Source organism: Staphylococcus haemolyticus (genome assembly GCF_006094395.1).
Taxonomy (GTDB): Bacteria; Bacillota; Bacilli; order Staphylococcales; family Staphylococcaceae; genus Staphylococcus; species Staphylococcus haemolyticus.
In genome coordinates this window covers 1486504-1512979 of the sequence record NZ_CP035291.1, presented here as the reverse complement: position 1 = coordinate 1512979, position 26476 = coordinate 1486504, and the positions used below count along the sequence as shown (strand labels likewise).

The following is a 26476-nucleotide window of genomic DNA, read 5'->3' as shown; positions in this document are numbered from 1 at the left end:
ATATGAACTTTGAAGCCATGCTGACTTTATGTTGGCATGGCTTTTTTATGTTAATATGAAATATGAATGATTTTGGAAAAGAGGTACTTAAGAATGATATACAGTATGACTGAAATTGAAGCTAGATATCAAGAAACAGATAAAATGGGTGTGATTTATCATGGTAATTATGCTACATGGTTTGAGGTTGCACGAACAGATTACATCCGAAAGTTGGGTTTTAGTTATGCAGATATGGAAAAAGAGGGCATCATTTCTCCAGTTGTAGACCTTCAAATAAAATATAGAAAATCAATTTTTTATCCTGAAAAAGTGACAATTAAAACATGGGTTGAGCAATATTCGAGACTTAAATCAGTTTATTGTTATGAAGTATATAATGAGAATGGAGAACTTGCTACAACTGGTTCAACTCAATTAATTTGTATGAAATCAAGTAATTTTCGACCAATTAGATTAGACCGTTACTTCCCAGAATGGCATAAGGTTTATAGTCATGTAGATAAATTAAATCAAGATGGAAAAGATTTTGAAGTGACTCAATCAAGCGACCTTGAAATATAGATGATATACAAGACTTATGTGAGAGGAATGTATTCATTTTAACCCAGCTTGCTTTGCTTGAAGAATTTCAGGGCGAAATTCTCTATGTGGGGGCCGACTATCATTTACCTTACCTTTAAAATTTTTATTGTGATTTCAAGCGTTTAGATTTATCACTAATATGTATTAAAAAAACTGAGAAATGCTACATGGGAGCGTCTTCTCAGTTCTTTTATATATGCTTAGTTAAATTCAACGGTTTTTATGACTTACTTCAATTTAGAATAGGCAATTTCATCATCATGATCTACTTTTTCAACGAGGACTTCATTATCCTCAAAATACCATAGATCTTCTTCTGAAACGACTAATATCAAATCATTATAATTTTCTTCGTAACCAATTTCTACATCTTCTCTTGGTTCAACGCGAAAGGCAGGACTGAAACCTTGTTTAAGTTGAAATTCACCACCATAGCGAACGTAAAACTGTAAAACTTTGTTATTTTCAGGTAAGTCTAGTTCATCTTTAAACCATTCTACAGCTTGATCTGTTAGTTTAATTTTCATTACATTATCCTCCTACCTTATTTATCTATTACTTGGATTTTTTTAAAATGGAACTCTTAGAATTATAACATATTCATATTTTGAGATAATCCATAAAATTTCAATGAAGATATAAAAAAGCACTAAGCGAATTGATACGCTTAATGCATTATTATCGGTATTGGATTTACATCCATTTTATTTTTGGCTCTTCGCCTTTAAAAATTCTTACAATATTGGTGCGATGTCTTACTATTAAAATTATTGAAACGAGTAAGCTCATCCCAAATAATATGTAATCTTGTATGATGAGAGAGCCAATAACGCAACAAATTGCTGCAATAATACTTGAGAGTGAAACATATTTAAATATATATAATACTCCAAAGAATATAATTGCCAATATAAGTAGCAAGATAGGATTTACGCCTAAGACAACACCAGCACTTGTAGCTACAGCTTTTCCACCCTTAAATCTAAGATATATTGGATATACATGGCCAAGTATTGCGAATAAACCTACAATTAACCCATGTGTGAAGAACGTGCTAAGCGGTCCATCTGCATGCACTGGAAACCAAATAGGAAAGAACACAGTAATAAATCCTTTAAATATATCTAAAAAGGTTACAATAAATCCTGCTGGTTTACCTAGAACTCGGAAACTATTAGTTGCGCCAGTATTACCACTGCCATATTGTCTAATATCTTTTTTGAAAAAAAGCTTTCCTATAACATATCCATTAGGAATAGCACCAATGAGATAGCTTAATATGAGCATGACTACTATCATCATATAACTTTACACATCCTTTAATAACGTAGCTATATTTTACCATAATCTAATAGATAACAACGACCAATTTTAAAAATTTGTTCTTAACAGGAACTTTAAATAGATTAGTTTTTAACTCACGCTTGCAATTTAGACCAATTTATATAAGAATAACTATTGTATAGTTTTTAAAACGAACGTACGTTTGTAGGAGGCGAACGCATTGGCAACAAAAAATTCAAATCATTACTCAGATGATTCTATTCAAGTATTAGAGGGATTGGAAGCTGTAAGAAAGCGTCCAGGTATGTATATAGGATCTACTGATAAACGAGGACTACATCATTTAGTGTATGAAGTAGTAGATAACTCCGTAGATGAAGTTTTAAACGGATATGGTAATGAAATAAATGTAACAATAAATCAAGATAATAGTATTTCTATTGAAGATAATGGTCGTGGTATGCCTTCAGGAATGCATGCATCAGGTAAACCTACTGTAGAAGTTATTTTCACAGTATTGCACGCCGGTGGTAAATTCGGCCAAGGCGGATATAAAACATCAGGTGGATTGCATGGGGTTGGTGCATCTGTAGTTAACGCATTAAGCGAATGGTTAGAAGTAGAAATACATAGAGACGGGAATATTTACAAGCAAAGCTTTAAAAATGGTGGAGTGCCAGCATCTGGATTAGTTAAATCAGGTAAAACAAAAAAAACAGGAACTAAAGTTACATTTAAACCAGATCCCGAAATATTTAAAGCTACAACTACATTTAATTTTGAAACCTTAAGTGAGAGGTTACAAGAATCTGCCTTCCTATTAAAGAATCTTAAAATAACATTGAAAGATTTACGTAATGGCAAAGAACGTGAAGATGTTTATCATTACGAAGAGGGGATTAAAGAGTTTGTTAGTTATGTAAATGAAGGCAAAGAGGTTCTTCACGACGTAACTATGTTTACAGGTGCTTCAAATGGTATAGAAGTAGATGTCGCTTTTCAATATAATGATCAATATTCAGAGAGTATATTAAGCTTCGTAAATAACGTACGTACCAAAGACGGCGGAACACATGAAGTAGGATTTAAAACTGCAATGACACGTGTGTTCAACGATTACGCAAGAAGAATCAATGAATTGAAAGAAAAAGACAAAAATTTAGACGGTAATGATATCCGTGAAGGTTTAACTGCAGTTATATCAGTTCGCATACCTGAAGAATTGTTACAATTTGAAGGGCAAACTAAATCTAAATTGGGTACTTCAGAAGCTCGTAGTGCTGTTGATTCAGTAGTTTCTGATAAATTGCCATTTTATTTAGAAGAAAAAGGTCAACTTTCTAAATCTCTAGTGAAGAAAGCAATTAAAGCACAACAAGCTAGGGAAGCTGCGCGTAAAGCACGTGAAGATGCACGTTCAGGTAAGAAGAATAAACGTAAAGACACTTTATTATCAGGAAAGTTAACACCTGCTCAAAGTAAAAATACTGAGAAAAATGAATTATATCTAGTCGAAGGTGACTCAGCAGGCGGTTCAGCTAAACTTGGAAGAGATAGAAAATTCCAAGCGATTTTACCTTTAAGAGGTAAAGTTATTAATACTGAAAAAGCAAGACTTGAAGATATTTTTAAAAATGAAGAAATTAATACTATCATTCATACAATTGGAGCTGGTGTTGGAAACGACTTTAAAATAGAAGACAGTAATTATAATAGAATTATTATCATGACTGATGCCGACACAGATGGTGCGCATATTCAAGTATTATTATTAACCTTCTTTTTTAAGTATATGAAACCGCTTGTACAAGCTGGTAGAGTATTTATCGCATTGCCGCCATTATATAAACTGGAAAAAGGAAAAGGTAAATCTAAGCAAGTTGAATATGCATGGACTGATGATGAACTTGAAAAACTTCAGAAGAAATTAGGAAAAGGATTTATGTTGCAACGTTATAAAGGTCTAGGTGAAATGAACCCTGAACAGTTATGGGAAACAACTATGAATCCTGAAACTAGAACATTAATTCGTGTTCAAATTGAAGATGAAATGCGTTCATCTAAACGAGTTACAACTTTAATGGGTGATAAAGTTGCGCCACGTCGTGAATGGATTGAAAGTCACGTTGAATTTGGCATGCAAGAAGATCAGAGTATATTAGATAATACTGAAGTACAAGTACTAGAAACTGAAGAATATACTGAGGAGGAAACAAATTGAGTGAGATAATTCAAGATTTATCACTTGAAGATGTGATAGGCGATCGTTTTGGAAGATATAGTAAATATATTATTCAAGAACGTGCATTACCGGATGTTCGTGATGGCTTGAAGCCAGTACAACGAAGAATTCTTTTCGCAATGCATAGTAGTGGGAATACGTATGATAAGAATTTCCGTAAGAGTGCGAAGACAGTCGGTGACGTTATTGGTCAATATCATCCTCATGGCGACTCATCAGTATATGATGCAATGGTGCGCTTAAGTCAAGATTGGAAATTACGTCATGTTTTAATTGAAATGCATGGTAATAACGGTAGTATCGATAATGATCCTCCTGCAGCCATGCGTTATACTGAAGCGAAGTTAAGCCAATTATCGGAAGAACTTGTCAGAGATATTAACAAGGAAACTGTTGCATTTGTTCCAAACTATGATGATACAACTTTAGAACCAATGGTTTTACCAGCAAGGTTTCCTAATTTATTAGTTAATGGTTCAACAGGGATTTCTTCAGGTTATGCGACTGACATCCCACCGCATAATTTAGCAGAGGTAATTCAAGCAACATTGAAATATATCGATAATCCTGATATTACTGTCACTCAACTAATGAAATATATAAAAGGTCCAGATTTCCCTACTGGCGGTATTATTCAAGGCGTGGATGGCATTAAGAAAGCTTATGAGACTGGTAAAGGTAAAATTGTTGTGCGTTCTAAAGTAGATGAAGAAACCCTTCGTAATGGTCGTCAACAACTTATCGTTACTGAGATTCCTTACGAAGTGAATAAAAGTTCACTAGTCAAAAGAATCGATGAGTTAAGAGCAGATAAAAAAGTAGATGGTATTATCGAAGTCCGTGATGAAACTGATCGCACTGGATTACGAATAGCAATCGAACTGAAAAAGGATGTAAATGCAGAAGCTATAAAAAACTATTTATTCAAAAACTCTGATTTACAAATTGCTTATAACTTTAATATGGTTGCAATTAGTGACGGTCGTCCAAAATTAATGGGTATTCGCCAAATTATTGATAGTTACTTAAATCATCAAATTGAAGTTGTGGCAAATCGTACGAAATATGATTTAGATCATGCTGAAAAACGCATGCATATTGTGGAAGGTTTAATGAAAGCACTATCAATATTGGATGAGGTTATCACGTTAATTCGTAACTCTAAAAATAAAAAAGATGCTAAAGACAATTTAGTTGCTGAATTTGAATTTACGGAAGCTCAAGCAGAGGCTATTGTTATGCTTCAACTTTATCGTTTAACTAATACAGATATCGTTGCATTGGAAAATGAACATAATGAGTTAGCTAATTTGATTAAAGAATATCGTCATATACTTGATAATCATGATGCATTGTTACAAGTAATTAAAAGTGAATTGACTGATATTAGAAAACGATTTAAATCTGAGCGTTTATCATCAATTGAAGCGGAAATCGCAGAAATCAAAATTGATAAAGAAGTTATGGTTCCAAGTGAAGATGTTGTTTTAAGTATTACACGTCAAGGATATATTAAACGGACATCTACACGTAGTTTTAATGCCAGTGGTGTCACTGAAGTAGGGCTTAAAGATGGAGACAGTTTACTCAAATATCAAACAGTTAACACGCAAGATACGGTACTTGTTTTTACAAATAAAGGAAGGTATTTATTCATTCCGGTTCATAAATTAGCAGATATCAGATGGAAAGAACTTGGACAGCATGTATCTCAAATTGTTCCCCTAGATGATTATGAAACTGTAGTTGATGTTTACAATGAACAAAGTTTTAAAGATGACGCATTTTATGTACTAGCGACTCGAAATGGAATGATTAAAAAAAGTAACGTTAGCTTATTTAAAACGACTCGTTACAATAAACCATTAGTTGCTATGAAAGTTAAAGATAATGATGAATTAATAAACGTCATTCGATTAAATGAAGATCAACTCATCAGTGTATTAACACATAAAGGTATGTCATTAACGTATTCAAGTGAAGAACTATCTGATACGGGATTACGAGCAGCTGGGGTGAAATCTATCAACTTAAAAGATGAAGATTTTGTCGTTATGACGGATGTTGTAGATAGTGATAGCTCAATTATAATGGCTACTCAAAGAGGTGCTGTAAAACGAATTAGCTATAAGATTTTACAACAAGCTAAAAGAGCACAAAGAGGTATTACATTACTTAAAGAGTTGAAGAAAAATCCGCATCGTGTTGTTGCAGGTTATGTTGTTAAAGATGAAAGTATGTATACTCTATATTCTGAAAGTCACTCTGAAGAAGGACAAATCACTGATATTCATTTATCTGAACAATACACAAATGGGTCATTTGTTGTTGATGTTAAAGATTTTGGAGACGTCTTAGATATGACAATCGACTAATGGATTATAAAAATTATATTTTCAATTTTAAAGGAAAATGATAAAATTGAACTTGTTATTTTAACCAATTTTAATCTTTCAAGAGATTTATATTGATGTTGTATAACACTCAAACGTAATATGTACTAGTATTATTTTATTGGGTTTATTCAATACAGTATAAATCTCTTGTAGTATATCTTAGGATATTAAATTATTTTAGATGAGAGGGATTTAATGAGTGATTTCGATAATTTAATACCTGGATGGTTTAAAACAATTGTTCAGGTAGGTAATGATTTAATTTGGTCGCAATATTTAATTGGATTGCTATTAACTGTAGGGTTCTTCTTTACTATTAGTTCTAAATTCGTGCAATTACGTATGTTGCCGGAAATGTTTAGAGCTTTAACCGAGAAACCTGAAACATTAAATAGTGGTGAAAAAGGTATATCACCATTCCAAGCATTTGCAATTAGTGCTGGTTCCCGTGTAGGTACTGGTAATATTGCAGGTGTAGCTACGGCAATTGTACTAGGTGGTCCTGGTGCAGTATTTTGGATGTGGGTAATTGCTTTTATCGGTGCTGCAAGTGCATTTATGGAGGCAACTTTAGCTCAAATTTATAAAGTTCATGACAAAGAAGGTGGATTCCGAGGGGGCCCAGCATATTACATAACTAAAGGTTTGAACCAAAAATGGTTAGGTATCTTATTCTCAATATTAATTACTATAACATTTGCGTTTGTATTTAATACTGTTCAATCTAATACGATTGCAGAATCATTAAATACACAGTACAACGTAAGTCCAGTTGTAACAGGTATTATTTTAGCTGTTATTACTGCAGCAATCATTTTTGGTGGTGTCCGCAGTATCGCGACATTATCTTCATTGATTGTTCCAATCATGGCTATTATTTATATCGGTATGGTTTTAGTTATCTTATTATTAAATATCGATCAAATTGTTCCGATGATTGGCACAATCATTAAGAGTGCATTTGGTTTCGAGCAAGTTACAGGAGGCGCTGTAGGTGCAGCGATTCTTCAAGGTATTAAACGTGGTCTATTCTCTAACGAGGCTGGTATGGGTTCTGCGCCAAACGCAGCAGCAACAGCGGCAGTGCCACATCCAGTTAAACAAGGTTTAATTCAATCACTTGGTGTATTTTTCGATACAATGTTAGTTTGTACAGCCACAGCGATTATGATTCTTTTATATTCAGGATTAAAATTTGGAGAAAATGCACCTCAAGGTGTTCAAGTTACACAATCAGCATTAAATGAACATTTAGGTTCAGCTGGAGGTATCTTCTTAACAATCGCAATTACGCTATTTGCATTTTCTTCTGTTGTTGGTAACTATTATTATGGTCAATCTAACATAGAGTTCTTATCTAAAAACAAAGTAGTTATGTTTGTTTTTAGATGTTTAGTTGTCTTATTAGTATTTGTTGGATCAGTAGTAAAAACTGAAACTGTATGGAGTACTGCCGATTTATTCATGGGATTAATGGCAATTGTTAACTTGATTTCTATAATTGGTCTTTCAAATATAGCGATAGCTGTAATGAAAGATTACCAAAAACAACGTAAAGCTGGTATGAAACCTGTGTTTAAACCAGAGAATCTTGAAATTAACTTATTTGGTATTGAAACTTGGGGTAGAGAAAATCAACTACCTAAAAAATAATCACTTAAGTGATTGATTAAAATAGAATTTATTCATACTCCTTTCAATGTGTTGAAACTCTCATTCAAAACGTTGAAAGGAGTTTTTACATTAAGTTAGAAATCTTTTCATTTTTAATAAATAGATTTATAATTCATATATTACAGAGAAAGGTGATTATGATGGGTGAGTATACCATTTCTAAAGCTTTAAATAATAACGTCATCATATGCACTTATAATAATCAAGAGGTCATTCTCATTGGAAAAGGTATTGGCTTTAATAAAAAGGCTGGAATGACCCTAGATGAAAGTGCTTCAATAGAAAAGGTTTATAAATTAGAGCAAAAACAGCAACAAGAATATTACAAATCTTTAGTTGAAATTGCCGATGAAGATGTTCTACAAGCGATTATTGAATCAGTCAATTTTATTACAAGTACAACTCATACTACAGATGATAAAAACCTTGTTGTTGCATTGACTGATCATATTATATTTGCATATAAAAGATTAAAACAAAATCAAATTATTAGTAATCCATTTGCTATCGAAACCAAACATTTATATAGTGATGCGTATGCTATTGCAAGTCAAGTTATTGATAAATTGAATCAACGACTAGATGTTAAGTTCCCACCTGATGAAATTGGATTTATTGCATTACACATTGCTTCAAACACAGAGGATTTAACGATACATGAGATGTCTTTGATCAATAAATTGATTAGTAAAAGTATACTTATTATTGAAAATGATTTAAATCATGAAATCGATAATCATACGGTTCAATATCAACGTTTTATAAGACATATTCAATTTTTAATTCGACGACTTAATAAAAAAGAATATATATATGCTCAAGATGTTTTTATAGATATGGTTAAAAATCATTACCCAAATGCATATAATACTGCTTTTAAAATTTCAAAAATGATTCAAAAGCACTTGAATATTCCTATCGATGATTCCGAAATTGTGTATCTTGCTTTACATATTTATCATTTTGAAAATCAAATAAGTTCATCGCATAACTAAGGAACACTTAATTATTTTTGTGTTATGATGTAAAATAGCTATAGTTTTAATAGTAAGTTAAGGTATGGTGAAAAACATGGCAATTGAAAATAAGCAAGTTGAAGAAAAAAACGCAAAAAAATTTAGTTTTACAGAAACGCGTTTTATGAAATTCTTAGGCGGTAAAGATTTATTATTTGCTTTGCTTTCATTAGTGCTCATAGGTATTGTAATATTTATATTTGATAAAATTTCTTATGTTTTTGAACCATTTATCATCATATTTAATACAATTGTAGCACCAATTATTTTATCGCTTATTTTATTCTATCTTATTAATCCAGTGATTAATTTGATGGAGAGATATAATATTCCAAGATTACTAGGAATCATTATTGTATTTTTAGCTATTGTTGGTGGAGCGACATTAATTATTAATTTATTAATTCCGCTTATTGGAGATCAAATCACACGTTTAGCTAACAACTTCCCTAAATATGTAGATAAATTTAATAACGCTATAGATCAAGTCACACATTTTTCTTTCTTATCATCATTTTATACTCAAATACAAGATTGGTTAGACTCAGTTTCCAATAAGATACCTTCTATGGTTTCGAGTTATTTTGATGGATTTGGAACTAAAATTAGAAGTTTTGCAGAAGCTATTGTTAATGTAGGTGTAGTTCTTGTCACAACACCTTTTGTATTATTCTTCATGTTAAAAGATGGTCACAAATTTAAAGAGTATTCAACGAAGATTATGCCACCTAAATTTAGAAAAGATTACCATGATTTAATGGAAAAAATGAGTGTACAAGTTGGATCATATATCCAAGGTCAAATTATTGTTTCATTTTGTATTGGTATCTTACTCTTTATAGGTTATTCAATTATTGGTCTTGATTACGGTCTTGTACTTGCTTGTATAGCTGCTGTTACAAGTGTTGTACCTTATCTAGGACCAACGATTGCTATTTCACCAGCCATCATCATAGCGATTATTACATCGCCTTTCATGTTATTGAAATTAATTGTAGTATGGACGCTTGTTCAATTTATTGAAGGACATTTCATTTCACCTAATGTTATGGGTAAAACATTGAAAATTCATCCTTTAACGATTATTTTCATCTTATTGAGTGCTGGTAATTTATTAGGTATTGTTGGTGTTATTTTAGGTATTCCTGGTTATGCAATACTTAAAGTATTAGTCTCACACCTATTCTTATTATTTAAACGTCGTTATAACAAGTATTATGGTGATGATTCAGGAGAATATGAAATTAAAAAAGAAGAAACTAAAGAATGTACTCAAGCTGAATAAACTCTAAAAGAGTATTAAGTGTTAAAGCCAGTTTATCTAGCTTTCTCAGTTTTAGTTACCTAGCGGGAATGAGATAATGAATTCATTTTTGGATTCTGTCTCGTTCCCGTCTTTTTTAAGAAAGTATTTAATCTTACACACATTACAATACTGTTAGTATGAGTTATACATATTCATATGTTCATTCAAATGAAGGTATGATATATTTTTAAATAATCGTAGGTAAAGGTAGAGGTATGACATGACTGAAGAACTTAAGAATAGATTATTATCAATACTCAAATTTGTTTTTGCTGCAGTTTTATTTATAGCAGTTGTTGCAACGCTATATCATGAATTAGCACACATTAATTTTAAACAAACACTTGAAGCATTTAGCAAAATTAATCGTTGGTATCTAGTTGGCTTATTCATTTGCGGTGGTTCAGCTATGATTTTACTAAGTTTGTATGATCTTATCTTAGTAAAAGGGTTAAAACTTGATATACCACTTATTAGGGTTTTTAAAATCAGCTATATCATTAATGCACTTAATGCCATTGTTGGCTTTGGTGGATTTATAGGGGCTGGTTTTAGAGCATTTATTTATAAAAATTATACAACTGATAGAAAAAAATTAGTTCATGCCATTTCAATCATACTGATTTCTATGTTAATGGGTTTGAGTCTTTTATCAATCCTTGTCGTGTTACATATCTTTGATGCTTCCCATATAATAAATAAAGTAAGTTGGGTTCGATGGATTTTATATGTTGTTGCATTATTTTTACCTTTATTTATTGCCTATACCATGATTAACCCTATTGATCGTAACAATAAATATTTAGGTGTTTATTGCACATTAGTATCAAGTTTTGAGTGGCTGGCAGCTGCGACAGTACTCTATTTATCAACAGTTATTGTAGATATTAACATAGCATTCACGACTGTTATCGGTATATTCATCATTGCTGCTCTTTCTGGATTGGTTAGTTTCATACCAGGTGGCTTCGGTGCTTTCGATTTAGTTGTATTATTAGGTCTTAAGTCTTTAGGCGTTCCTGAAGAAAAAGTATTATTAGCGTTATTATTATATCGTTTCGCTTATTACTTTGTACCAGTTATTATTGCACTTATTTTATCTACATTTGAGTTTGGATCATCTGCGCGAAAATACTTCGAAGAATCTAAATATTTTGTACCTGCAAGAGATGTAACATCTTTTTTATTCTCTTATCAAAAAGATATTATTGCCAAGATTCCATCATTTGCCTTAGCTACGTTAGTACTAATAACAAGTTTTGTTTTCTTTATTAATAACATTACAATTGTTTATGATGGTTTATACGATGATCATCATTTCGCATATTATATTATGTTATCTGTACATACAAGTGCTTGCTTATTATTACTTATCAATGTTAGAGGTGTATTTAAACAAAGCCGACGTGCTATTTTGTTTGTAATGATTTCACTTGTTTTAATATTTAGTGCAACAATATATACTTATGCATCTTTAATTCTTTTATCATGGATTTTATTAATATTTATATTACTTATTCTCGCTTATCGTCGTTCTAAAGTGATGAAACGACCATTCAGATTAAAACGTTTAATTTTTACAATTATTTTAAGTATGCTGGTATTGTATGTTAATCATTTTATAATTTCAGAAACTTTATATGCACTTGATATTTACCACATTGAAATGGATACTTCTTTATTGAAATATTATTTCTGGTTAACTATTCTTGTCGTAGTCATACTTGTAGGTATCGTCGCATGGTTATTGGGGTCTAGATACACTAGACCACATCAATTAGAAGATTTATCGAGATGTAAATCAATTATTGAAACGTATGGTGGCAATTATTTAAGTCATTTAATCTATAGTGGAGATAAAGATGTCTTTATGCATGAAGCGCAACAAGCTTTTTTAATGTATCGCTACAAAGGTAACGCTCTTGTTGTGTTAGGAGATCCAATCGGTGATACGAAGGCGTTTCAGTCTTTACTTATTGATTTTTATAACTACGGTGAAAAGTTAGGCTATGACATTATATTCTATCAAGTGTCAGATCGCTTTATGCCGCTATATCATAATTTTGGTAATCAGTTTTTCAAACTTGGTGAAGAGGCCATTATAGATTTAACTCAATTTACGACATCAGGAAAGAAACGTCGTGGTTTCCGAGCAACACTTAATAAATTTGATGATTTAAATATTCAATTTGAAATTTTAGAGCCACCTTTTTCGAAAGATCTCATTTTTCAATTAAAACAAGTTAGTAATCAATGGCTAGATGGACGTAATGAAATGCATTTTTCAGTAGGTCAATTTACAGAAGAGTATTTACAACAAGCACCTATTGGAATAATGAAGAATGAGGAAGGTAAAGTCATTGCGTTTTGCACTTTAATGCCTACTTATTATAATGAAGCTATTTCAGTAGATTTAATTCGTTGGTTACCTGATTTAGATTTACCTTTAATGGATGGCCTATATCTACATATGTTACTTTGGGGTAAAGATAAAGGCTATAAAGCATTTAACATGGGTATGGCAACTTTATCAAATGTAGGTCAATTAAATTATTCTTACCCACGAGAGCGTGTAGCTGGGCGTGTGTTTGAACACTTCAATGGTCTATATCGCTTTCAAGGACTACGTAAGTATAAAGAAAAATATAGTCCAAATTGGGAACCAAGATTTTTGGTTTATAGAAAAGATAGTTCACTATGGTATAGTATGTTAAAAGTAATGAGAGTTATTCGTCATAAATAATTGTTAAAAAAAGGCATCCAACAAGTGAATGGGTGATAATCACTTTGAAGGGTGCCTTTGATTATTTAAAACTTTAATTGGATTTATAATTTGCTCGGTCTTGTTGTTCTTGAGCATAACGCTCAGGGTTCTTTTTGTAAAAATCTTGATGATATTCTTCTGCTTTGTAAAAAGTTGAAGCGGGTAATATTTTAGTCGCTATTGCTTTTTCTGAATGAATTGTTTGCTCGAGTTGGTGAACGTATTGCTCAGCAAGTCTTTTTTGATCCTCATTCGTGTAGAATATAGCTGTTCTATATTGTGAACCTCTATCTTGAAACTGGCCACCATCATCAATGGGATCAATAACCGAGAAAAATACTTCTAATAATTTATTATAAGAAAACAATGCAACATCATATTCAATTTTTACAGTTTCATAATGTCCTGTGGTCCCACTTTTCACATCTTCATAAGTAGGATTGTGAGTTGAACCACCCATATAGCCAGATGTTACTGTTTCTATACCATCGAATTGATCGAAAGGTTTGGTCATACACCAGAAACACCCACCAGCAAAATATGCTGTATTAATATTCATTTATGCCATCCTTTCATTGGACCTTAGTACCATTTATTTAAAAATCGCTTGATTTTTCAAAGCAACTTCTATAATTTAATTATATATAATTATAGTACATAGATATACAATTTTGAAGATTTTTACTAGACGTAAGGTAGGTAAATATGACAGAAGAGAAGGATAAGACAGTATACAGACGACAAGCAGACGCGCAGACACCTTCTAAACGACGGAATCAGAAAAAGCTACGTAAATTACCTTTTATCATTTTGATTATATTGATATTGCTAATCGCAGCTATTATCTATATTGTCCATGGTTATCGTAGTGGTGTTAATTACGCTGAGAAACATGCAAAAGATATCAAAGTACATAAGTTTAATGGACCAGTAAAAAATGACGGTAAGATTTCTGTACTTGTGTTAGGTGCTGACAAAGCTAGCGGTGGTAAGTCGCGTTCAGATTCCATCATGGTAGTTCAATATGATTATATTCATAAGAAAATGAAAATGATGTCAGTGATGCGTGATATTTATGCGGAAATACCTGGATATCAGAATTATAAAATTAATGCAGCCTATTCACTTGGCGGACCTGAACTTCTTAGAAAGACTTTAAATAAGAATTTAGGTATTAATCCTGAATATTATGCAGTCATTGATTTTACGGGCTTTGAAAAGATGATTGATGAATTAGAACCTAACGGCGTTCCTATGGACGTAGAAAAAGATATGTCTGAAAATATTGGCGTATCTCTTAAAAAAGGTCATCATCGTTTAAACGGTAAAGAATTACTTGGATATGCGAGATTTAGACATGATGAGGAAGGAGATTTTGGGCGAGTTAGACGTCAACAACAAGTTATGCAGACGTTGAAAAAAGAGTTAGTTACACCTAGCTCAGTAATAAAATTGCCTAAAGTAGCTGGTATATTAAGGGGCTATATTAATACAAGTATGCCAAATTCAGCTATCTTCCAAACAGGTATTAGTTACGGTATAAGAGGAGATAAGAACGTAGAATCTCTTACGGTTCCAATTAATAATTCGTACCAGAATATTAATACAAATAACGATGGCAGTGCCTTAGAGATTGATAAGGAGAAAAATAAAAAAGCTGTCAAAGAATTTCTAAATAACTAAAACGTAAAAGAGCGCACTCGATTGGGTGCACTCTTTTTTACGACTTTAATAAACACCATAATATTATTATGTAAACTAATTAAAGTTTTATTCTGCGTCTGATTTTCTAACTCCTGCAACGCCATAGTGATTTTTTTGCATTTCTTCAATAATCACATGAATTGCCTCTCTATTAGCTCCAGTAGTTTTTTCAACTGCATTTGTTACTTCTGTTACTAAATTTTTTAATTGTTCATCTGAGCGTCCTTCTAACAATTTAACATTGATGATTGGCATCTTATTTCCTCCTTGAATTAGTAATTTCATCCATAGTATAGCATGTTTTAGGACAGTACTCCAAAACAAAATAAAGAACATTAGTTCTTATTTTTATTGAAACAGAACAAATGTTCGTATATAATAAAAATGACTAAGGGAGGTATCTTGGCATGTATGATTATAATTTATTGGAAGAAAGAGACATATTATGTATCGATCAAAAGAGTTTTTTTGCTAGTGTATCATGTATCCAAAAGGGATTGAATCCTCTAGAAACAAAGTTAGCAGTAGTTGCAGACACTAAAAGACAAGGATCGGTTGTTTTAGCAGCTACACCTAAATTAAAAGAAATTGGTATCAAAACAGGGTCAAGACTATTCGAGATTCCGCATCGTAATGATATTTATATTATCAATCCTAGCATGAGAAAATATTTAGAAGTTTCAATAGCAATTTCTAAAATTGCGCTTAAATATGTACCGGGAGAAGATTTACATCAATACAGTATAGATGAATTCTTTTTAGATGTGACTGATAGCTATCATCGATTTAACTCTACTGTACAATCATTTGCAGAAAGATTACAAAAGGAAATAGAAGATAAAACAGGGATATATTGCACTATTGGTATAGGATCAAACATGTTATTAAGTAAGGTCGCAATGGATATTGAAGCAAAACATACATCCAACGGTATTACAGAATGGAGATATCATGATGTCCCACAAAAAATGTGGAAAATTACGCCATTACGTGATTTTTGGGGCATTAACAAGAAAACAGAAGCAAAGCTCAATAAGAAAGGGATTGTAACTGTTGGAGATTTAGCTCAATATCCATACAGATTTCTTAAAAGAGATTTTGGTGTATTAGGGATAGATATGCATTTACATGCTAATGGTATTGATCAAAGTAAATTGAGAGAAAAATATAATGTTACTAATCCATCCATATGTAAAAGCCAAATACTGATGAGAGATTATCGGTTTGAGGAATCGAAAATTGTAATGCAAGAATTGATAGAAGACGTTGCTAGTAGAATAAGAGCACGTAAACAATTGGCAAGAACAATTCACTTTTCATTTGGTTATACAGAAGGCGGTGGTGTTCATAAGCAATATACACTAACAGATGCGACAAACTTAGAACGCGACATCTATAAAGTAGTTAATTATTATGCGAATCAATTGTGTGATAAGAATGCACTGTATCGAACATTGAGCGTATCATTGACACAACTTATTAATGAGGAAGACCGCCAGCTTAACTTATTTATAGACGAATATGAAAGAAGAAGAGATGAAAAGCTAGCTAAAACCATTGATTACTTACAAAACAAATATGGTAAGGGAATCGTATCTAAAGCGATATCTTACACTGATGCTGGAACAAAGCATGGTCGCTTGGGCTTAATGGCAGGGCATAAAATGTAAAATATATCCTCCTATCAATGAAATGCGCATTTAAAAGAAATCGAGCGCACTTCATTGTATTAGGAGGACATTATTATAGAATGTATGTTTCAAAATCACTGAGCGCCTTAATGCCTCGTTCACGATCTTCAGGAGTTTTAAAGCTAATTTGCAAAGCACCTAAAATATCTTCACGAATTTCAAGGATTTTTAAGTTACTTATAGAAATATTATGTAAACTCAAAATGGAAGTTACTTTGCTAATCATACCTGATTTATCTGGAATATCTACATAGAGATCATACGCAATACTCAGTGCACCTTGTTGTTTAACGGGAAGTTGATCCCTAAACTTTTTAGCACCTGAAAAGAAACTATGGACTTCATTAGTATCATTTAAACGAATATGGGATGAAATTGAATCTAATTGTTGTTGCAACATTTCTAATAGGTGTAATATATTTTCTTGATTGCTAAACGTAATATCTCTCCACATATCTGCGTTACTACTAGCTATACGTGTGACATCTCTAAAGCCACCAGCTGCTAATTGTGTTACTAGAGTATGATTCTTTGAGTTTGTTTCACTCAAATGAACTAAGCTTGAAGCGATGATATGGGGAATATGACTCACAACTCCAGTAACATAATCGTGCTCTTGTGCTGATGTTGTTATAAATTTTGCAGATGTAGTTGATAACAATGTTTGTAACTTTTTAGCCGATTCAGCATTACGTGCATCATCATAAACGAGAATGTAATAAGCATTTTCGAATAAATGTTTTTTTGAATTTAGAACGCCAGATTTATGACTTCCAGCCATAGGATGGCCACCTACAAGATGAATGTCGTTGTTTAAGAGAAACTTTTCATAGCTTTGAATATTAGATTTAGTGCTACCAGTATCAGTTACAATTAAATGAGATTGTGTTTGATAATTAGGTAATTCTTTTAAGTATAATTCAGTTTGTTGTACTGGAGTAGCGTAAATGATAATATCTGCATTTTTTACGCCTTCACTATAGTCCTCAATTTTTTTATCAATTATTCCTATTGATAATGCTTTTTCAAGTTGATCTTTATCAGCGTCGAATGCTGATATTGTAAGATTAGGTTGATAATATTTTAAATTGCTAGCTAAACTGCCACCAATCAAACCGAGTCCTATAAATAAAATATTTTTCATGATGAATCACCTTATTTCAAAATTTTCAGAATATGTACATTGTAAGGTAGAGTGTGCAGATAAACAATAGCAAAATGAATGAATTAATAGTGATAGTTCTAAAAATACGATAAAATGTTATCAATAATTATTTTAAAAAAGGGGAGATAATGATGACGCAAAAAGTATTGAAAACAATAAAAGAACTTACAGAAATAAATAGCCCATCTGGTAATGCTACGGAAGCAATTAATTATGTTAAGAACAAAGTTGAAGCGTTAGGTTATGATACTAAGACAACAAATAAAGGTGCCTTAATTATCGAAGTTCAAGGTGAAAATGATGAACAACAAAGATGCATTAATGCCCATGTAGATACACTAGGCGCGATGGTCAAAGAAATTAAAGAAGATGGTCGATTATCTATTAGTTTAATAGGTGGATTTACATATAACGCGATTGAAGGGGAGTATTGTGAAATACAAACTGATTCAGGACAAGTATATACAGGAACGATTTGTTTGCATGAAACAAGTGTCCATGTTTACAGAAATAATCATGAAATACCTAGAGATGGCGAACATATGGAAATTCGTATCGATGAAAAAACAACGTCTGATCAAGAGACAAGAGATTTAGGGATTGAAGTGGGAGATTTTGTAAGTTTTGATCCCAGAACTGAAATTACATCATCAGGATTTATTAAATCAAGACACTTAGATGATAAAGCAAGTGTAGCAATGATACTAGAACTGCTTGAAAAACTTAAACAAGAAGAAACGCAATTGCCACATACGACTCAGTTTTATATTTCTAATAACGAAGAAATAGGATATGGTGCAAATGCATCAATATCGGATAAGATAGTAGAGTTTATTGCATTTGATATGGGAGCGCTAGGCGATGGTCAAACCTCAGATGAATATACTGTATCGATTTGTGCTAAAGATGGATCAGGTCCTTATCATAAAGAATTAAAATCTCATTTAATAAATTTATGTAAAATCAATGACATACCTTATAAAGTTGATATTTATCCTTATTATAGCTCTGATGCATCAGCAGCACTAAAAGCAGGTGCAGACATTCGTCATGGTTTATTTGGTGCTGGTATAGAGTCATCTCACGCGCTTGAAAGAACTCATATTGAGTCTATTGATGCAACTCAAAATCTTTTATACGCATATTGTTTATCTCCAATAAATTTATAATTGATCGTTGACAAATAAAATAGAGTTTTGTATTATACTGAAATATAAGAAATATCAAACAATTCTATGAATGAAGTAGATAATATGATTTGTAGCAAATAGAAAGCCAATGGGTGATGTAAATTGGCACTACATATTAATCGAATTGGGTCTAGAATTTTAAACTTTAATAAAGTAAGAGTGAACAAAGTATTGTTAACTAAGGTGGCACCACGGTAACGCGTCCTTATAGAGTAAAGCGCGTATGCTGTGGTGTTTTTATGTACAATTAAATAGGCATAAATGAAGTAGTGGTGAGTAAGGTAGTGACAGAAAGTTGATGGTAGATGCAAATCAACACCCCTTATCATGAATTTGGGTTTATGTTGAAAGACAAATCAATAAGAATGAGTGAACGCTTAATATTTTGATTATTCGGAATATTTCGTTAATTAAGGTGGTACCGCGCGTCAGCGTCCTTTACATAAGGAGGCTGACGTTTTTTAGTGAAAGGGATGAGAAAATGGAATTTTATTACGAAGTATTGAAAGCTCACATAACGCCTGAAGCTTTAGGACAGCTAAATGAACATAAAATTATATTTGAAAGCGCAAGTCAACAAAAATTAAAAGGCAGATACTCTATCGTAGCATTCGATTATTATGGCACCGTCAAATTAAATGATAATGAATTAATTATTAAGACTTTGAAAGAAGATAAAGTTATAACTACTGAGCCATATAATTATTTAAAAACATTCATCAATCAATTTGATTGTGTCATAAATGATGAAAAATTAAAGCAACTGCCATTTATTTCTGGCTTTATGGGAACGTGTAGTTTTGATTTAGTGCGACATGAATTTCCAATTTTAAAACGAGTAGCTATTAAGAGTATGAAAACAATATCAGATGTGTCTTTCTACATGATAGAGGATGTATTTGTATTTGATCATTACAAGGATGAATTATACGTGATTGCTTCTAATCAATTTTCAAAAGCAAGTAATGCAGAATTAAAATTAAGAGTGAAGCATAGAATTCAAGCATTGTCTCAAATTAAAGTTTACCAAGAGAATAATAAAATGGTGCCTAAGAGATCAGAGATAAAAGCAAATATTTCTGATAAACAATTTATCGATATTGTTACTCAAATGAAACAACGGATTACTGAAGGAGATATGTTTCAAGTAGTACCCTCTAGAATATATAGCTACCAACATCATTTCGGAGAAAATAAAAACCAATTGAGTTATCAGCTTTATCAAAATTTAAAACGTAAGAACCCTAGTCCATATATGTATTACATGAACATGGAAAATGAGATTGTAGTTGGAAGTTCACCAGAAAGCTTTGTAGCAGTTCATAACGGCGAAGTAACAACTAATCCAATTGCAGGAACGATTAGACGTGGCACTACCCCAGAGATAGATGAATGCAATGCACACCAATTAATTACAGACGAGAAAGAAATAAGCGAACATAGTATGCTTGTGGATTTAGGTAGAAATGATATTCATAGAGTAAGTATTACGGGGACATCTGAAATATCAAAACTGATGGTGATTGAAAAATATGAACATGTCATGCATATCGTTAGCGAAGTAAAAGGAAAAATTAAAAAAGATATATCTCCAATGACGACCATAGCAAGTCTTTTACCAACTGGGACAGTATCGGGAGCACCTAAACTAAGAGCTATTCAACGCATATATGAATCCTATCCATATAAAAGAGGCGTCTATAGCGGTGGCGTTGGTTATATCAATTATAATCAAAATTTAGATTTTGCATTGGCAATACGAACCATGTTGATTGATGACGACACTGTTAATGTCGAGGCAGGCTGTGGTGTTGTGTACGATTCTATACCTGAAAAGGAACTCGAAGAAACACGACTTAAAGCAAAAAGCTTATTGGAGGTAACACCATGATATTAATTATAGATAATTACGATTCGTTTACGTATAACTTGGTTGATATAGTTAGTCAAATTGATGAAGTGATTATTAAATATCCAGATGATAAAGATGTATTCAACTATTTAGAGAAAATTGATGGGGTAATCATTTCACCAGGTCCTGGTCATCCTTTAGATGACGATGAATTGGTAAAAATTATCGATAAATATCATACTTTACCAATTTTAGGTATTTGTTTAGGTGCTCAAGCATTAACGTGTTATTACGGTGGCAAAGTTATTCAAGGAGAGAAAGTCATGCATGGAAAGGTAGATACACTTGAAGTTAAAAACGAGTCAGAACTCTATTTGACGATACCGCACCGATTCAGAATTATGAGATATCATTCACTTGTAAGTGAGATGAAGTCTTTTCCTAAGAATTTAATCATTACGGGAAGTACATCAGATTCAATACAATCCTTCGAGGACAAACAACATCTTCATTTCGGTATACAGTATCATCCAGAATCATTTGCTACTGAGTTTGGTTCACAAATTATTGAAAACTTCATTCGTATTGTAAAAGAAAGGGTGAATTTTAATGAGATTATTAAAACAATTGGATAATAACATAACTTTAACGCAATCAGAGACAACACAATTCATAACCTATCTAACAAACCCTGAAATTAATGTGGAAGACAAAGTCGACTTATTAACGCAATTTACGAAAAAGGAAATTAAACAACAAGAATTAACCTATGTCGTCAATAGCTTAATTCAAACCATGTATCCTAATCAACCAACATATGAAGGAAGTATATGTGTATGCGGTACAGGAGGGGATAAGTCAAACAGTTTCAATATTTCTACAACAGTATCGTTTATAGTAGCAAGCGCAGGTATTCCAGTCATTAAACACGGAAATAGAAGTATAACATCCCATTCAGGAAGTACTGATTTGTTAAATGAATTGGGAATAAAGACGACAAAAGTTTCAGAAGTCCCATTACAAATTGAAGAACAGGGATTGGCATTTATTAGCGCAATGGAGTCTTATCCAATAATGAAATATATTCAACCTGTTAGAAAAATGATTTCTACACCGACCATCTTTAATATAGTTGGGCCACTTATCAATCCATTTAAATTGACCTATCAAGTGTTAGGAGTGTATGACCCAAGTCGATTGTACATGATAGCACAAACATTGAAAGATTTAGGACGACGGAGGGCAATAGTGTTACATGGAGCAAATGGTATGGATGAAGCTACACTTTCAGGAAACAATGAAGTTTATGAATTAAATGAAAATGGAGACATAACGCATTATTTTATAAATGCTAAAGATTATGGTTTAAAGGTTGCAAGTAATCAAGATTTACAGGGTGGGAGTCCGAAAGAAAACAAAATGATTACATTAGATATTTTAAGTGGAGATGATAAAACTTGTAGAAGAGATGTTGTTGTATTAAATGCTGCACTTGCGTTATACGTTTCTGAAAAGGTAGATACGATAGCATCTGGAATAAGTTTAGCTACGATCTTAATTGATAGTGGTCGAGCGATGGTACAATTTATGAAAATGAGAGGTGATATCTGTGACGATATTAAGTGAAATAGTGGATTATAAAGAGCAATTATTAAAAGACGGCTATTATCATGATAAATTACAAAATTTGAAAGGGGTAAAACATAAAAATAAATCGCGATTAACGGATGCTTTAATTAAAAATGACAATTTAACATTAATTGCTGAAATTAAATCAAAGAGTCCATCTGTAAAAGCTTTTCAACAAACAAATATAATTAAACAAGTGAGTGATTATGAACGTTATGGAGCAAATGCTATCTCCGTATTAACAGACGAACGATATTTCGGTGGTAGCTTTGAAAGATTACAGCAAATATCAGAAACAACACAATTACCTGTTTTATGTAAAGATTTCATCATTGATCCGCTTCAAATTGATGTTGCACAAAAAGCAGGTGCTTCAATTATTTTACTCATTGTAAATATTCTTACCGACGAAAAGTTACGACAACTCTATCAATATGCAAGTTCTAAGGGACTAGAAGTGTTAGTAGAGGTACATGATGGTATTGAGTTACAACGTGCCTATCAGTTAAATCCACAAATCATTGGGGTAAACAATCGTGATTTAAAATCATTCAACACCGATGTTAAACATACTAATCAAATACTTAAGTGTAAGAAAGAGAACTATTTATATATTTCTGAAAGTGGAATTCATTCACAACAAGAGGTTAAGCAAATAGTAAAAAGCGGGATCGATGGTTTATTAGTTGGTGGAGCCTTAATGAATTGTAATGAGTTAGAACATTTTATACCCTCACTTAAATTAAAAAAGGTGAAACAATGATTTTAAAATTTTGCGGTATCAAAACTAAAGTAGAAGCATTAAGCATTCGACCACTCAATATAAACATGGTGGGATTTATACACTATCCCAAAAGTAAACGACATTTGGACATTGAACAAATAAATAAACTATCTAGATTGTTGCCAGACGAAATAGATAGAGTAGTCGTATTAGTTAATCCAACATTGCAATTAATAAAGAAAATTATTAATGCTACTAATATTAATGCTATCCAACTCCATGGTGATGAGACAATAGATTTTATCAAACAACTTCGTTTAAATTTTAAGAATATTAAGATAATTAAAGCTTTACCAGCTACTCAAAATATAATAAATGATATCAATCAATTCAAAGAGCATATTGACTTATTTATTATAGATACGCCATCAGAGCAATATGGTGGGACTGGACAATCTTTTGATTGGACATTGCTTAAGGGCTTAGATCAATCTATACCGTTTTTAATTGCTGGAGGTATTGACGTTGATAAGATAAAACAAATTGAAACATTGAAGTTGAATCACTTAGGTTATGACATTTCAAGCAGTATTGAAACGGATGGTATGAAAGACAAAAATAAAATGTTAACTGTGATACAACAAGTGAAGGGAGAATTATAATATGTATAATATACAAACTGAAGCAGATGAATTAGGTTTTTTCGGAGAATATGGTGGGCAATATGTTCCAGAGACATTAATGCCAGCAATTATAGAATTAAAACAAGCGTATAACAAGGCTAAACAAGATCAATCGTTTCAAGATGAATTAACTTATTATTTGAAAGAATATGTAGGGAGAGAAACCTCATTGACTTATGCAAAATCATATAGTGAAGCGTTGGGTGGAGCTCAAATATATTTAAAACGTGAGGATTTGAACCATACCGGCGCACATAAAATTAATAATGCGATAGGGCAAGCTTTATTGGCAAAACGTATGGGCAAAAATAAATTAGTTGCTGAAACGGGCGCAGGTCAGCATGGTGTTGCTAGTGCCACAGTAGCTGCATTATTTGATATGGAATTAATCGTATTTATGGGAAGAGAAGATATCAAACGTCAACAGCTTAATGTATTTCGCATGGAATTATTAGGAGCTAAAGTTGAAGCAGTGGATGAAGGTCAAGGAACACTTTCTGATGCGGTAAACAAGGCATTACAGTATTGGGTTAGTCATGTTGAAGATACTCACTATTTACTAGGTTCAGCATTAGGACCTGATCCTTTTCCAACGATGGTCAGAGATTTTCAAAGTGTTATAGGTCAAGAAATTAAAGAACAATTACTTCAAAAAACTGGTCGATTACCAGATGCAGTTGTTGCATGTATAGGTGGAGGGTCTAATGCAATAGGGACCTTTTATCCATTTATTAAAGATAAGGTCAAATTATATGGTGTAGAGGCTGCAGGACAAGGGATTGATACTGTTAAGCACGCACTTGCAATTGGAAAAGGACGTCCAGGCGTACTTCATGGTTCAAAAATGTACTTAATTCAAGATGAAAATGGACAAGTAGAATTAGCACACTCTATATCTGCAGGTTTAGATTATCCAGGTATAGGTCCTGAACATTCATATTATCACGATATTGGACGTGTGCAATATAAACATGCCACTGATACAGAAGCAATGGAGGCGCTCATCCGCTTCAGCAAAATGGAAGGAATCATACCTGCCATTGAAAGTGCACATGCACTTAGTTATGTTGAAAAGTTAGCACCTAAAATGAATAAAGATGAAATTTTAGTAGTTACTATTTCAGGTCGCGGTGACAAGGATATGGAAACAATTAGACACTATATGCAAACAAGAGGTGAGTCACATGACTAAATTATTTATTCCATACATTATGGGGAATAAGTCATTTATTAAAAATATGAAAATCTTAGATGAGAATGGTGCTGATATAATAGAAATTGGTGTACCATTCTCTGACCCAGTAGCTGATGGTCCCATAATAATGGAAGCAGGCAACCGAGCTATCAAGCAAGGCGTGACAATTAATTACATTTTTAATGAATTATCCAATAATAAAGATGAAATTAATTGCAAATATGTACTAATGACGTATTACAATATCATTGTTTCTTATGGAGAAGAAGCTTTCTTTAAAGAATGTGAAAAAGTAGGTGTTTACGGCGTGATTATTCCGGATTTGCCTTACGAATTAACTCAAAAATTAAAGCATAAAATATCCAAATTTGATGTTAAAGTGATATCTCTCATATCAATGACTGCAAATGATGACCGTATAAAAGAAATCGTTAAGCATGCTGAAGGGTTTATATACACTGTAACTATGAATGCAACAACAGGCAAAAATGGAACGTTTCATCCTCAATTAAAAGATAAATTAAAACATCTAAAAGCACATACGGATATTCCTGTAGTTGCAGGTTTTGGCATCAGAACTAAAGAACATATTAAGGATTTAGCTACTGTTGCTGACGGCGTAGTCATTGGTAGTGAAATTGTAAAACGCTTTTGTCAAGATAATAACGAGGATACGATTCACTATTTGAAACAAGTAAGAGAAACGCTAGATACGCTTTAGTTTAAAGGTGTCCCTTGATGGAAATATAATTTCCAATCATCATCATACCAAAGCCATAACGAGCTTCTTCGGCTATTTCTATTTGTGGTGTAGTTAATCAGTGTATAAACACTTAACCGACAATTATCAGATAATGATTTATATTCAAAATCGATGATTTCATAATCAAAAGTGTTCAATTCAATAAAATATAAATCATTTTTAGTAATTATATTTCCAGAATGACCAATTTCCTTGAAATCTGGATGTAAGTAGTCTAAATATGTCTTATCTAAACGATGTTTTGAATTTAAATGGACTTGTTCATAATTAAACATTCATTAACCTCCTAATTAAAACAGTACTAATTATTATTCATTATTAAGCTTATATAAGAATTCTTTTAGAGATTAAGACAATGGCAGATGTCTTAATCTCTTTTATTTATATAAAACTTGTATTTTAATAGCTCACTCAATTAGAATTACATCATATATTTTACAAAATATTTCAATCTAATAAATGGTTTGTATTTTAGTTTTGTTAATTTCTATTGTATACTTAATAAAACTGGATATATAAATTTTTGGTTGAAGATAAAGATATTATTGAAAATTATAATTTAAATTTTGAACTAAAAGTAGATAAAGATTCTTTGAAGTAGGAGCAATAAATA

The 26476-nt window shown here is 32.1% G+C and carries 23 protein-coding genes; 17 read left to right on the top strand and 6 right to left on the bottom strand.

Going from position 1 to position 26476, the window contains the following annotated elements; translation table 11 throughout:
- The first annotated feature begins 93 nt into the window (after positions 1 to 93).
- A complete protein-coding gene (gene menI, locus EQ029_RS07280) occupies positions 94 to 564 on the top strand; it encodes a 1,4-dihydroxy-2-naphthoyl-CoA hydrolase MenI (protein WP_011275848.1) in 471 nt (156 codons plus the stop codon).
- 248 nt (positions 565 to 812) lie between these two features.
- Here menI and EQ029_RS07275 read toward each other — a convergent pair whose 3' ends face one another.
- A complete protein-coding gene (locus tag EQ029_RS07275; protein ID WP_011275847.1) occupies positions 813 to 1112 on the bottom strand; it encodes a HesB/YadR/YfhF family protein in 300 nt (99 codons plus the stop codon).
- Positions 1113 to 1278: 166 nt separating this feature from the next.
- On the bottom strand, positions 1279 to 1887 hold the full coding sequence (gene plsY, locus EQ029_RS07270; protein WP_011275846.1) for a glycerol-3-phosphate 1-O-acyltransferase PlsY: 609 nt from the start codon (positions 1885 to 1887) through the stop codon (positions 1279 to 1281).
- A gap of 202 nt (positions 1888 to 2089) precedes the next feature.
- On the opposite strand from plsY, the gene parE reads away from it, so the two are divergent.
- The 6 genes from parE to mprF all read left to right on the top strand — a co-directional run bounded on the left by parE (position 2090) and on the right by mprF (position 13246).
- A complete protein-coding gene (gene parE / locus EQ029_RS07265) occupies positions 2090 to 4090 on the top strand; it encodes a DNA topoisomerase IV subunit B (RefSeq protein ID WP_053021270.1) in 2001 nt (666 codons plus the stop codon).
- Positions 4087 to 6486, top strand: a complete 2400-nt coding sequence (gene parC, locus EQ029_RS07260; protein ID WP_057504806.1) for a DNA topoisomerase IV subunit A — start codon at positions 4087 to 4089, stop codon at positions 6484 to 6486. The genes parE and parC overlap by 4 nt, the downstream gene beginning before the upstream one ends.
- A gap of 216 nt (positions 6487 to 6702) precedes the next feature.
- Positions 6703 to 8160, top strand: a complete 1458-nt coding sequence (gene alsT / locus EQ029_RS07255) for a glutamine transporter AlsT (RefSeq protein WP_011275843.1) — start codon at positions 6703 to 6705, stop codon at positions 8158 to 8160.
- Positions 8161 to 8321: 161 nt separating this feature from the next.
- The gene (glcT, locus tag EQ029_RS07250; protein WP_011275842.1) at positions 8322 to 9176 is read left to right on the top strand and encodes a glucose PTS transporter transcription antiterminator GlcT; all 855 of its coding nucleotides are present in this window, start codon (positions 8322 to 8324) and stop codon (positions 9174 to 9176) included.
- 76 nt (positions 9177 to 9252) lie between these two features.
- A complete protein-coding gene (locus EQ029_RS07245; protein WP_049395760.1) occupies positions 9253 to 10482 on the top strand; it encodes an AI-2E family transporter in 1230 nt (409 codons plus the stop codon).
- A gap of 241 nt (positions 10483 to 10723) precedes the next feature.
- A complete protein-coding gene (gene mprF, locus EQ029_RS07240; protein WP_011275840.1) occupies positions 10724 to 13246 on the top strand; it encodes a bifunctional lysylphosphatidylglycerol flippase/synthetase MprF in 2523 nt (840 codons plus the stop codon).
- 73 nt (positions 13247 to 13319) lie between these two features.
- Here mprF and msrA read toward each other — a convergent pair whose 3' ends face one another.
- Positions 13320 to 13826 (bottom strand): peptide-methionine (S)-S-oxide reductase MsrA, encoded by a 507-nt coding sequence (gene msrA / locus EQ029_RS07235; protein WP_011275839.1) that lies wholly within the window; start codon positions 13824 to 13826, stop codon positions 13320 to 13322.
- 146 nt (positions 13827 to 13972) lie between these two features.
- On the opposite strand from msrA, the gene EQ029_RS07230 reads away from it, so the two are divergent.
- Complete coding sequence (locus EQ029_RS07230) at positions 13973 to 14950, top strand: LCP family protein (RefSeq protein WP_057504807.1); 978 nt, start codon at positions 13973 to 13975, stop codon at positions 14948 to 14950.
- An 87-nt stretch (positions 14951 to 15037) separates the two neighbouring features.
- Here EQ029_RS07230 and EQ029_RS07225 read toward each other — a convergent pair whose 3' ends face one another.
- Positions 15038 to 15226 carry a 2-hydroxymuconate tautomerase gene (locus EQ029_RS07225; protein WP_011275837.1) on the bottom strand — a complete coding sequence of 63 codons (189 nt, stop codon included), beginning with the start codon at positions 15224 to 15226 and terminating at the stop codon, positions 15038 to 15040.
- A 152-nt stretch (positions 15227 to 15378) separates the two neighbouring features.
- Between EQ029_RS07225 and EQ029_RS07220 the strand changes: the two genes are divergently transcribed.
- The gene (locus EQ029_RS07220; RefSeq protein ID WP_011275836.1) at positions 15379 to 16641 is read left to right on the top strand and encodes a Y-family DNA polymerase; all 1263 of its coding nucleotides are present in this window, start codon (positions 15379 to 15381) and stop codon (positions 16639 to 16641) included.
- 73 nt (positions 16642 to 16714) lie between these two features.
- Here the strand turns inward: EQ029_RS07220 and EQ029_RS07215 are convergent, their stop codons facing one another.
- Complete coding sequence (locus EQ029_RS07215) at positions 16715 to 17806, bottom strand: prephenate dehydrogenase (RefSeq protein ID WP_011275835.1); 1092 nt, start codon at positions 17804 to 17806, stop codon at positions 16715 to 16717.
- A gap of 152 nt (positions 17807 to 17958) precedes the next feature.
- Between EQ029_RS07215 and EQ029_RS07210 the strand changes: the two genes are divergently transcribed.
- From EQ029_RS07210 to trpA, 8 genes are all read left to right on the top strand, one after another.
- Positions 17959 to 18996: a M42 family metallopeptidase gene (locus tag EQ029_RS07210; RefSeq protein WP_057504808.1), complete on the top strand. Its 1038-nt coding sequence runs from the start codon at positions 17959 to 17961 to the stop codon at positions 18994 to 18996.
- Between the two features lie 502 nt (positions 18997 to 19498).
- Complete coding sequence (locus EQ029_RS07205) at positions 19499 to 20908, top strand: anthranilate synthase component I (protein WP_011275833.1); 1410 nt, start codon at positions 19499 to 19501, stop codon at positions 20906 to 20908.
- Positions 20905 to 21504 (top strand): anthranilate synthase component II, encoded by a 600-nt coding sequence (locus EQ029_RS07200; RefSeq protein WP_011275832.1) that lies wholly within the window; start codon positions 20905 to 20907, stop codon positions 21502 to 21504. Before EQ029_RS07205 ends, EQ029_RS07200 begins: the two co-directional genes overlap by 4 nt.
- Positions 21479 to 22495 (top strand): anthranilate phosphoribosyltransferase, encoded by a 1017-nt coding sequence (trpD, locus tag EQ029_RS07195; RefSeq protein WP_011275831.1) that lies wholly within the window; start codon positions 21479 to 21481, stop codon positions 22493 to 22495. Before EQ029_RS07200 ends, trpD begins: the two co-directional genes overlap by 26 nt.
- The gene (gene trpC / locus EQ029_RS07190) at positions 22479 to 23261 is read left to right on the top strand and encodes an indole-3-glycerol phosphate synthase TrpC (RefSeq protein ID WP_011275830.1); all 783 of its coding nucleotides are present in this window, start codon (positions 22479 to 22481) and stop codon (positions 23259 to 23261) included. Before trpD ends, trpC begins: the two co-directional genes overlap by 17 nt.
- Complete coding sequence (locus EQ029_RS07185; protein ID WP_011275829.1) at positions 23258 to 23884, top strand: phosphoribosylanthranilate isomerase; 627 nt, start codon at positions 23258 to 23260, stop codon at positions 23882 to 23884. The genes trpC and EQ029_RS07185 overlap by 4 nt, the downstream gene beginning before the upstream one ends.
- A 1-nt stretch (position 23885) precedes the next feature.
- Positions 23886 to 25097 (top strand): tryptophan synthase subunit beta, encoded by a 1212-nt coding sequence (trpB, locus tag EQ029_RS07180; protein WP_011275828.1) that lies wholly within the window; start codon positions 23886 to 23888, stop codon positions 25095 to 25097.
- Positions 25090 to 25821 (top strand): tryptophan synthase subunit alpha, encoded by a 732-nt coding sequence (gene trpA, locus EQ029_RS07175; RefSeq protein WP_011275827.1) that lies wholly within the window; start codon positions 25090 to 25092, stop codon positions 25819 to 25821. The genes trpB and trpA overlap by 8 nt, the downstream gene beginning before the upstream one ends.
- Here trpA and EQ029_RS07170 read toward each other — a convergent pair.
- Complete coding sequence (locus tag EQ029_RS07170; protein ID WP_016931085.1) at positions 25818 to 26138, bottom strand: nuclear transport factor 2 family protein; 321 nt, start codon at positions 26136 to 26138, stop codon at positions 25818 to 25820. The genes trpA and EQ029_RS07170 overlap by 4 nt on opposite strands.
- Positions 26139 to 26476: the final 338 nt, after the last annotated feature.

Excerpts from the sequence above, each read along its gene's own strand:
- menI (WP_011275848.1), top strand. The coding sequence starts at position 94 with ATGATATACAGTATGACTGAAATTGAAGCTAGATATCAAGAAACAGAT.
- EQ029_RS07275 (WP_011275847.1), bottom strand. The coding sequence starts at position 1,112 with ATGAAAATTAAACTAACAGATCAAGCTGTAGAATGGTTTAAAGATGAA.
- plsY (WP_011275846.1), bottom strand. The coding sequence starts at position 1,887 with ATGATGATAGTAGTCATGCTCATATTAAGCTATCTCATTGGTGCTATT.
- alsT (WP_011275843.1), top strand. The coding sequence starts at position 6,703 with ATGAGTGATTTCGATAATTTAATACCTGGATGGTTTAAAACAATTGTT.
- glcT (WP_011275842.1), top strand. The coding sequence starts at position 8,322 with ATGGGTGAGTATACCATTTCTAAAGCTTTAAATAATAACGTCATCATA.
- EQ029_RS07245 (WP_049395760.1), top strand. The coding sequence starts at position 9,253 with ATGGCAATTGAAAATAAGCAAGTTGAAGAAAAAAACGCAAAAAAATTT.
- mprF (WP_011275840.1), top strand. The coding sequence starts at position 10,724 with ATGACTGAAGAACTTAAGAATAGATTATTATCAATACTCAAATTTGTT.
- msrA (WP_011275839.1), bottom strand. The coding sequence starts at position 13,826 with ATGAATATTAATACAGCATATTTTGCTGGTGGGTGTTTCTGGTGTATG.
- EQ029_RS07230 (WP_057504807.1), top strand. The coding sequence starts at position 13,973 with ATGACAGAAGAGAAGGATAAGACAGTATACAGACGACAAGCAGACGCG.
- EQ029_RS07225 (WP_011275837.1), bottom strand. The coding sequence starts at position 15,226 with ATGCCAATCATCAATGTTAAATTGTTAGAAGGACGCTCAGATGAACAA.
- EQ029_RS07220 (WP_011275836.1), top strand. The coding sequence starts at position 15,379 with ATGTATGATTATAATTTATTGGAAGAAAGAGACATATTATGTATCGAT.
- EQ029_RS07215 (WP_011275835.1), bottom strand. The coding sequence starts at position 17,806 with ATGAAAAATATTTTATTTATAGGACTCGGTTTGATTGGTGGCAGTTTA.
- EQ029_RS07210 (WP_057504808.1), top strand. The coding sequence starts at position 17,959 with ATGACGCAAAAAGTATTGAAAACAATAAAAGAACTTACAGAAATAAAT.
- EQ029_RS07205 (WP_011275833.1), top strand. The coding sequence starts at position 19,499 with ATGGAATTTTATTACGAAGTATTGAAAGCTCACATAACGCCTGAAGCT.
- EQ029_RS07200 (WP_011275832.1), top strand. The coding sequence starts at position 20,905 with ATGATATTAATTATAGATAATTACGATTCGTTTACGTATAACTTGGTT.
- trpD (WP_011275831.1), top strand. The coding sequence starts at position 21,479 with ATGAGATTATTAAAACAATTGGATAATAACATAACTTTAACGCAATCA.
- EQ029_RS07185 (WP_011275829.1), top strand. The coding sequence starts at position 23,258 with ATGATTTTAAAATTTTGCGGTATCAAAACTAAAGTAGAAGCATTAAGC.
- trpB (WP_011275828.1), top strand. The coding sequence starts at position 23,886 with ATGTATAATATACAAACTGAAGCAGATGAATTAGGTTTTTTCGGAGAA.
- trpA (WP_011275827.1), top strand. The coding sequence starts at position 25,090 with ATGACTAAATTATTTATTCCATACATTATGGGGAATAAGTCATTTATT.
- EQ029_RS07170 (WP_016931085.1), bottom strand. The coding sequence starts at position 26,138 with ATGTTTAATTATGAACAAGTCCATTTAAATTCAAAACATCGTTTAGAT.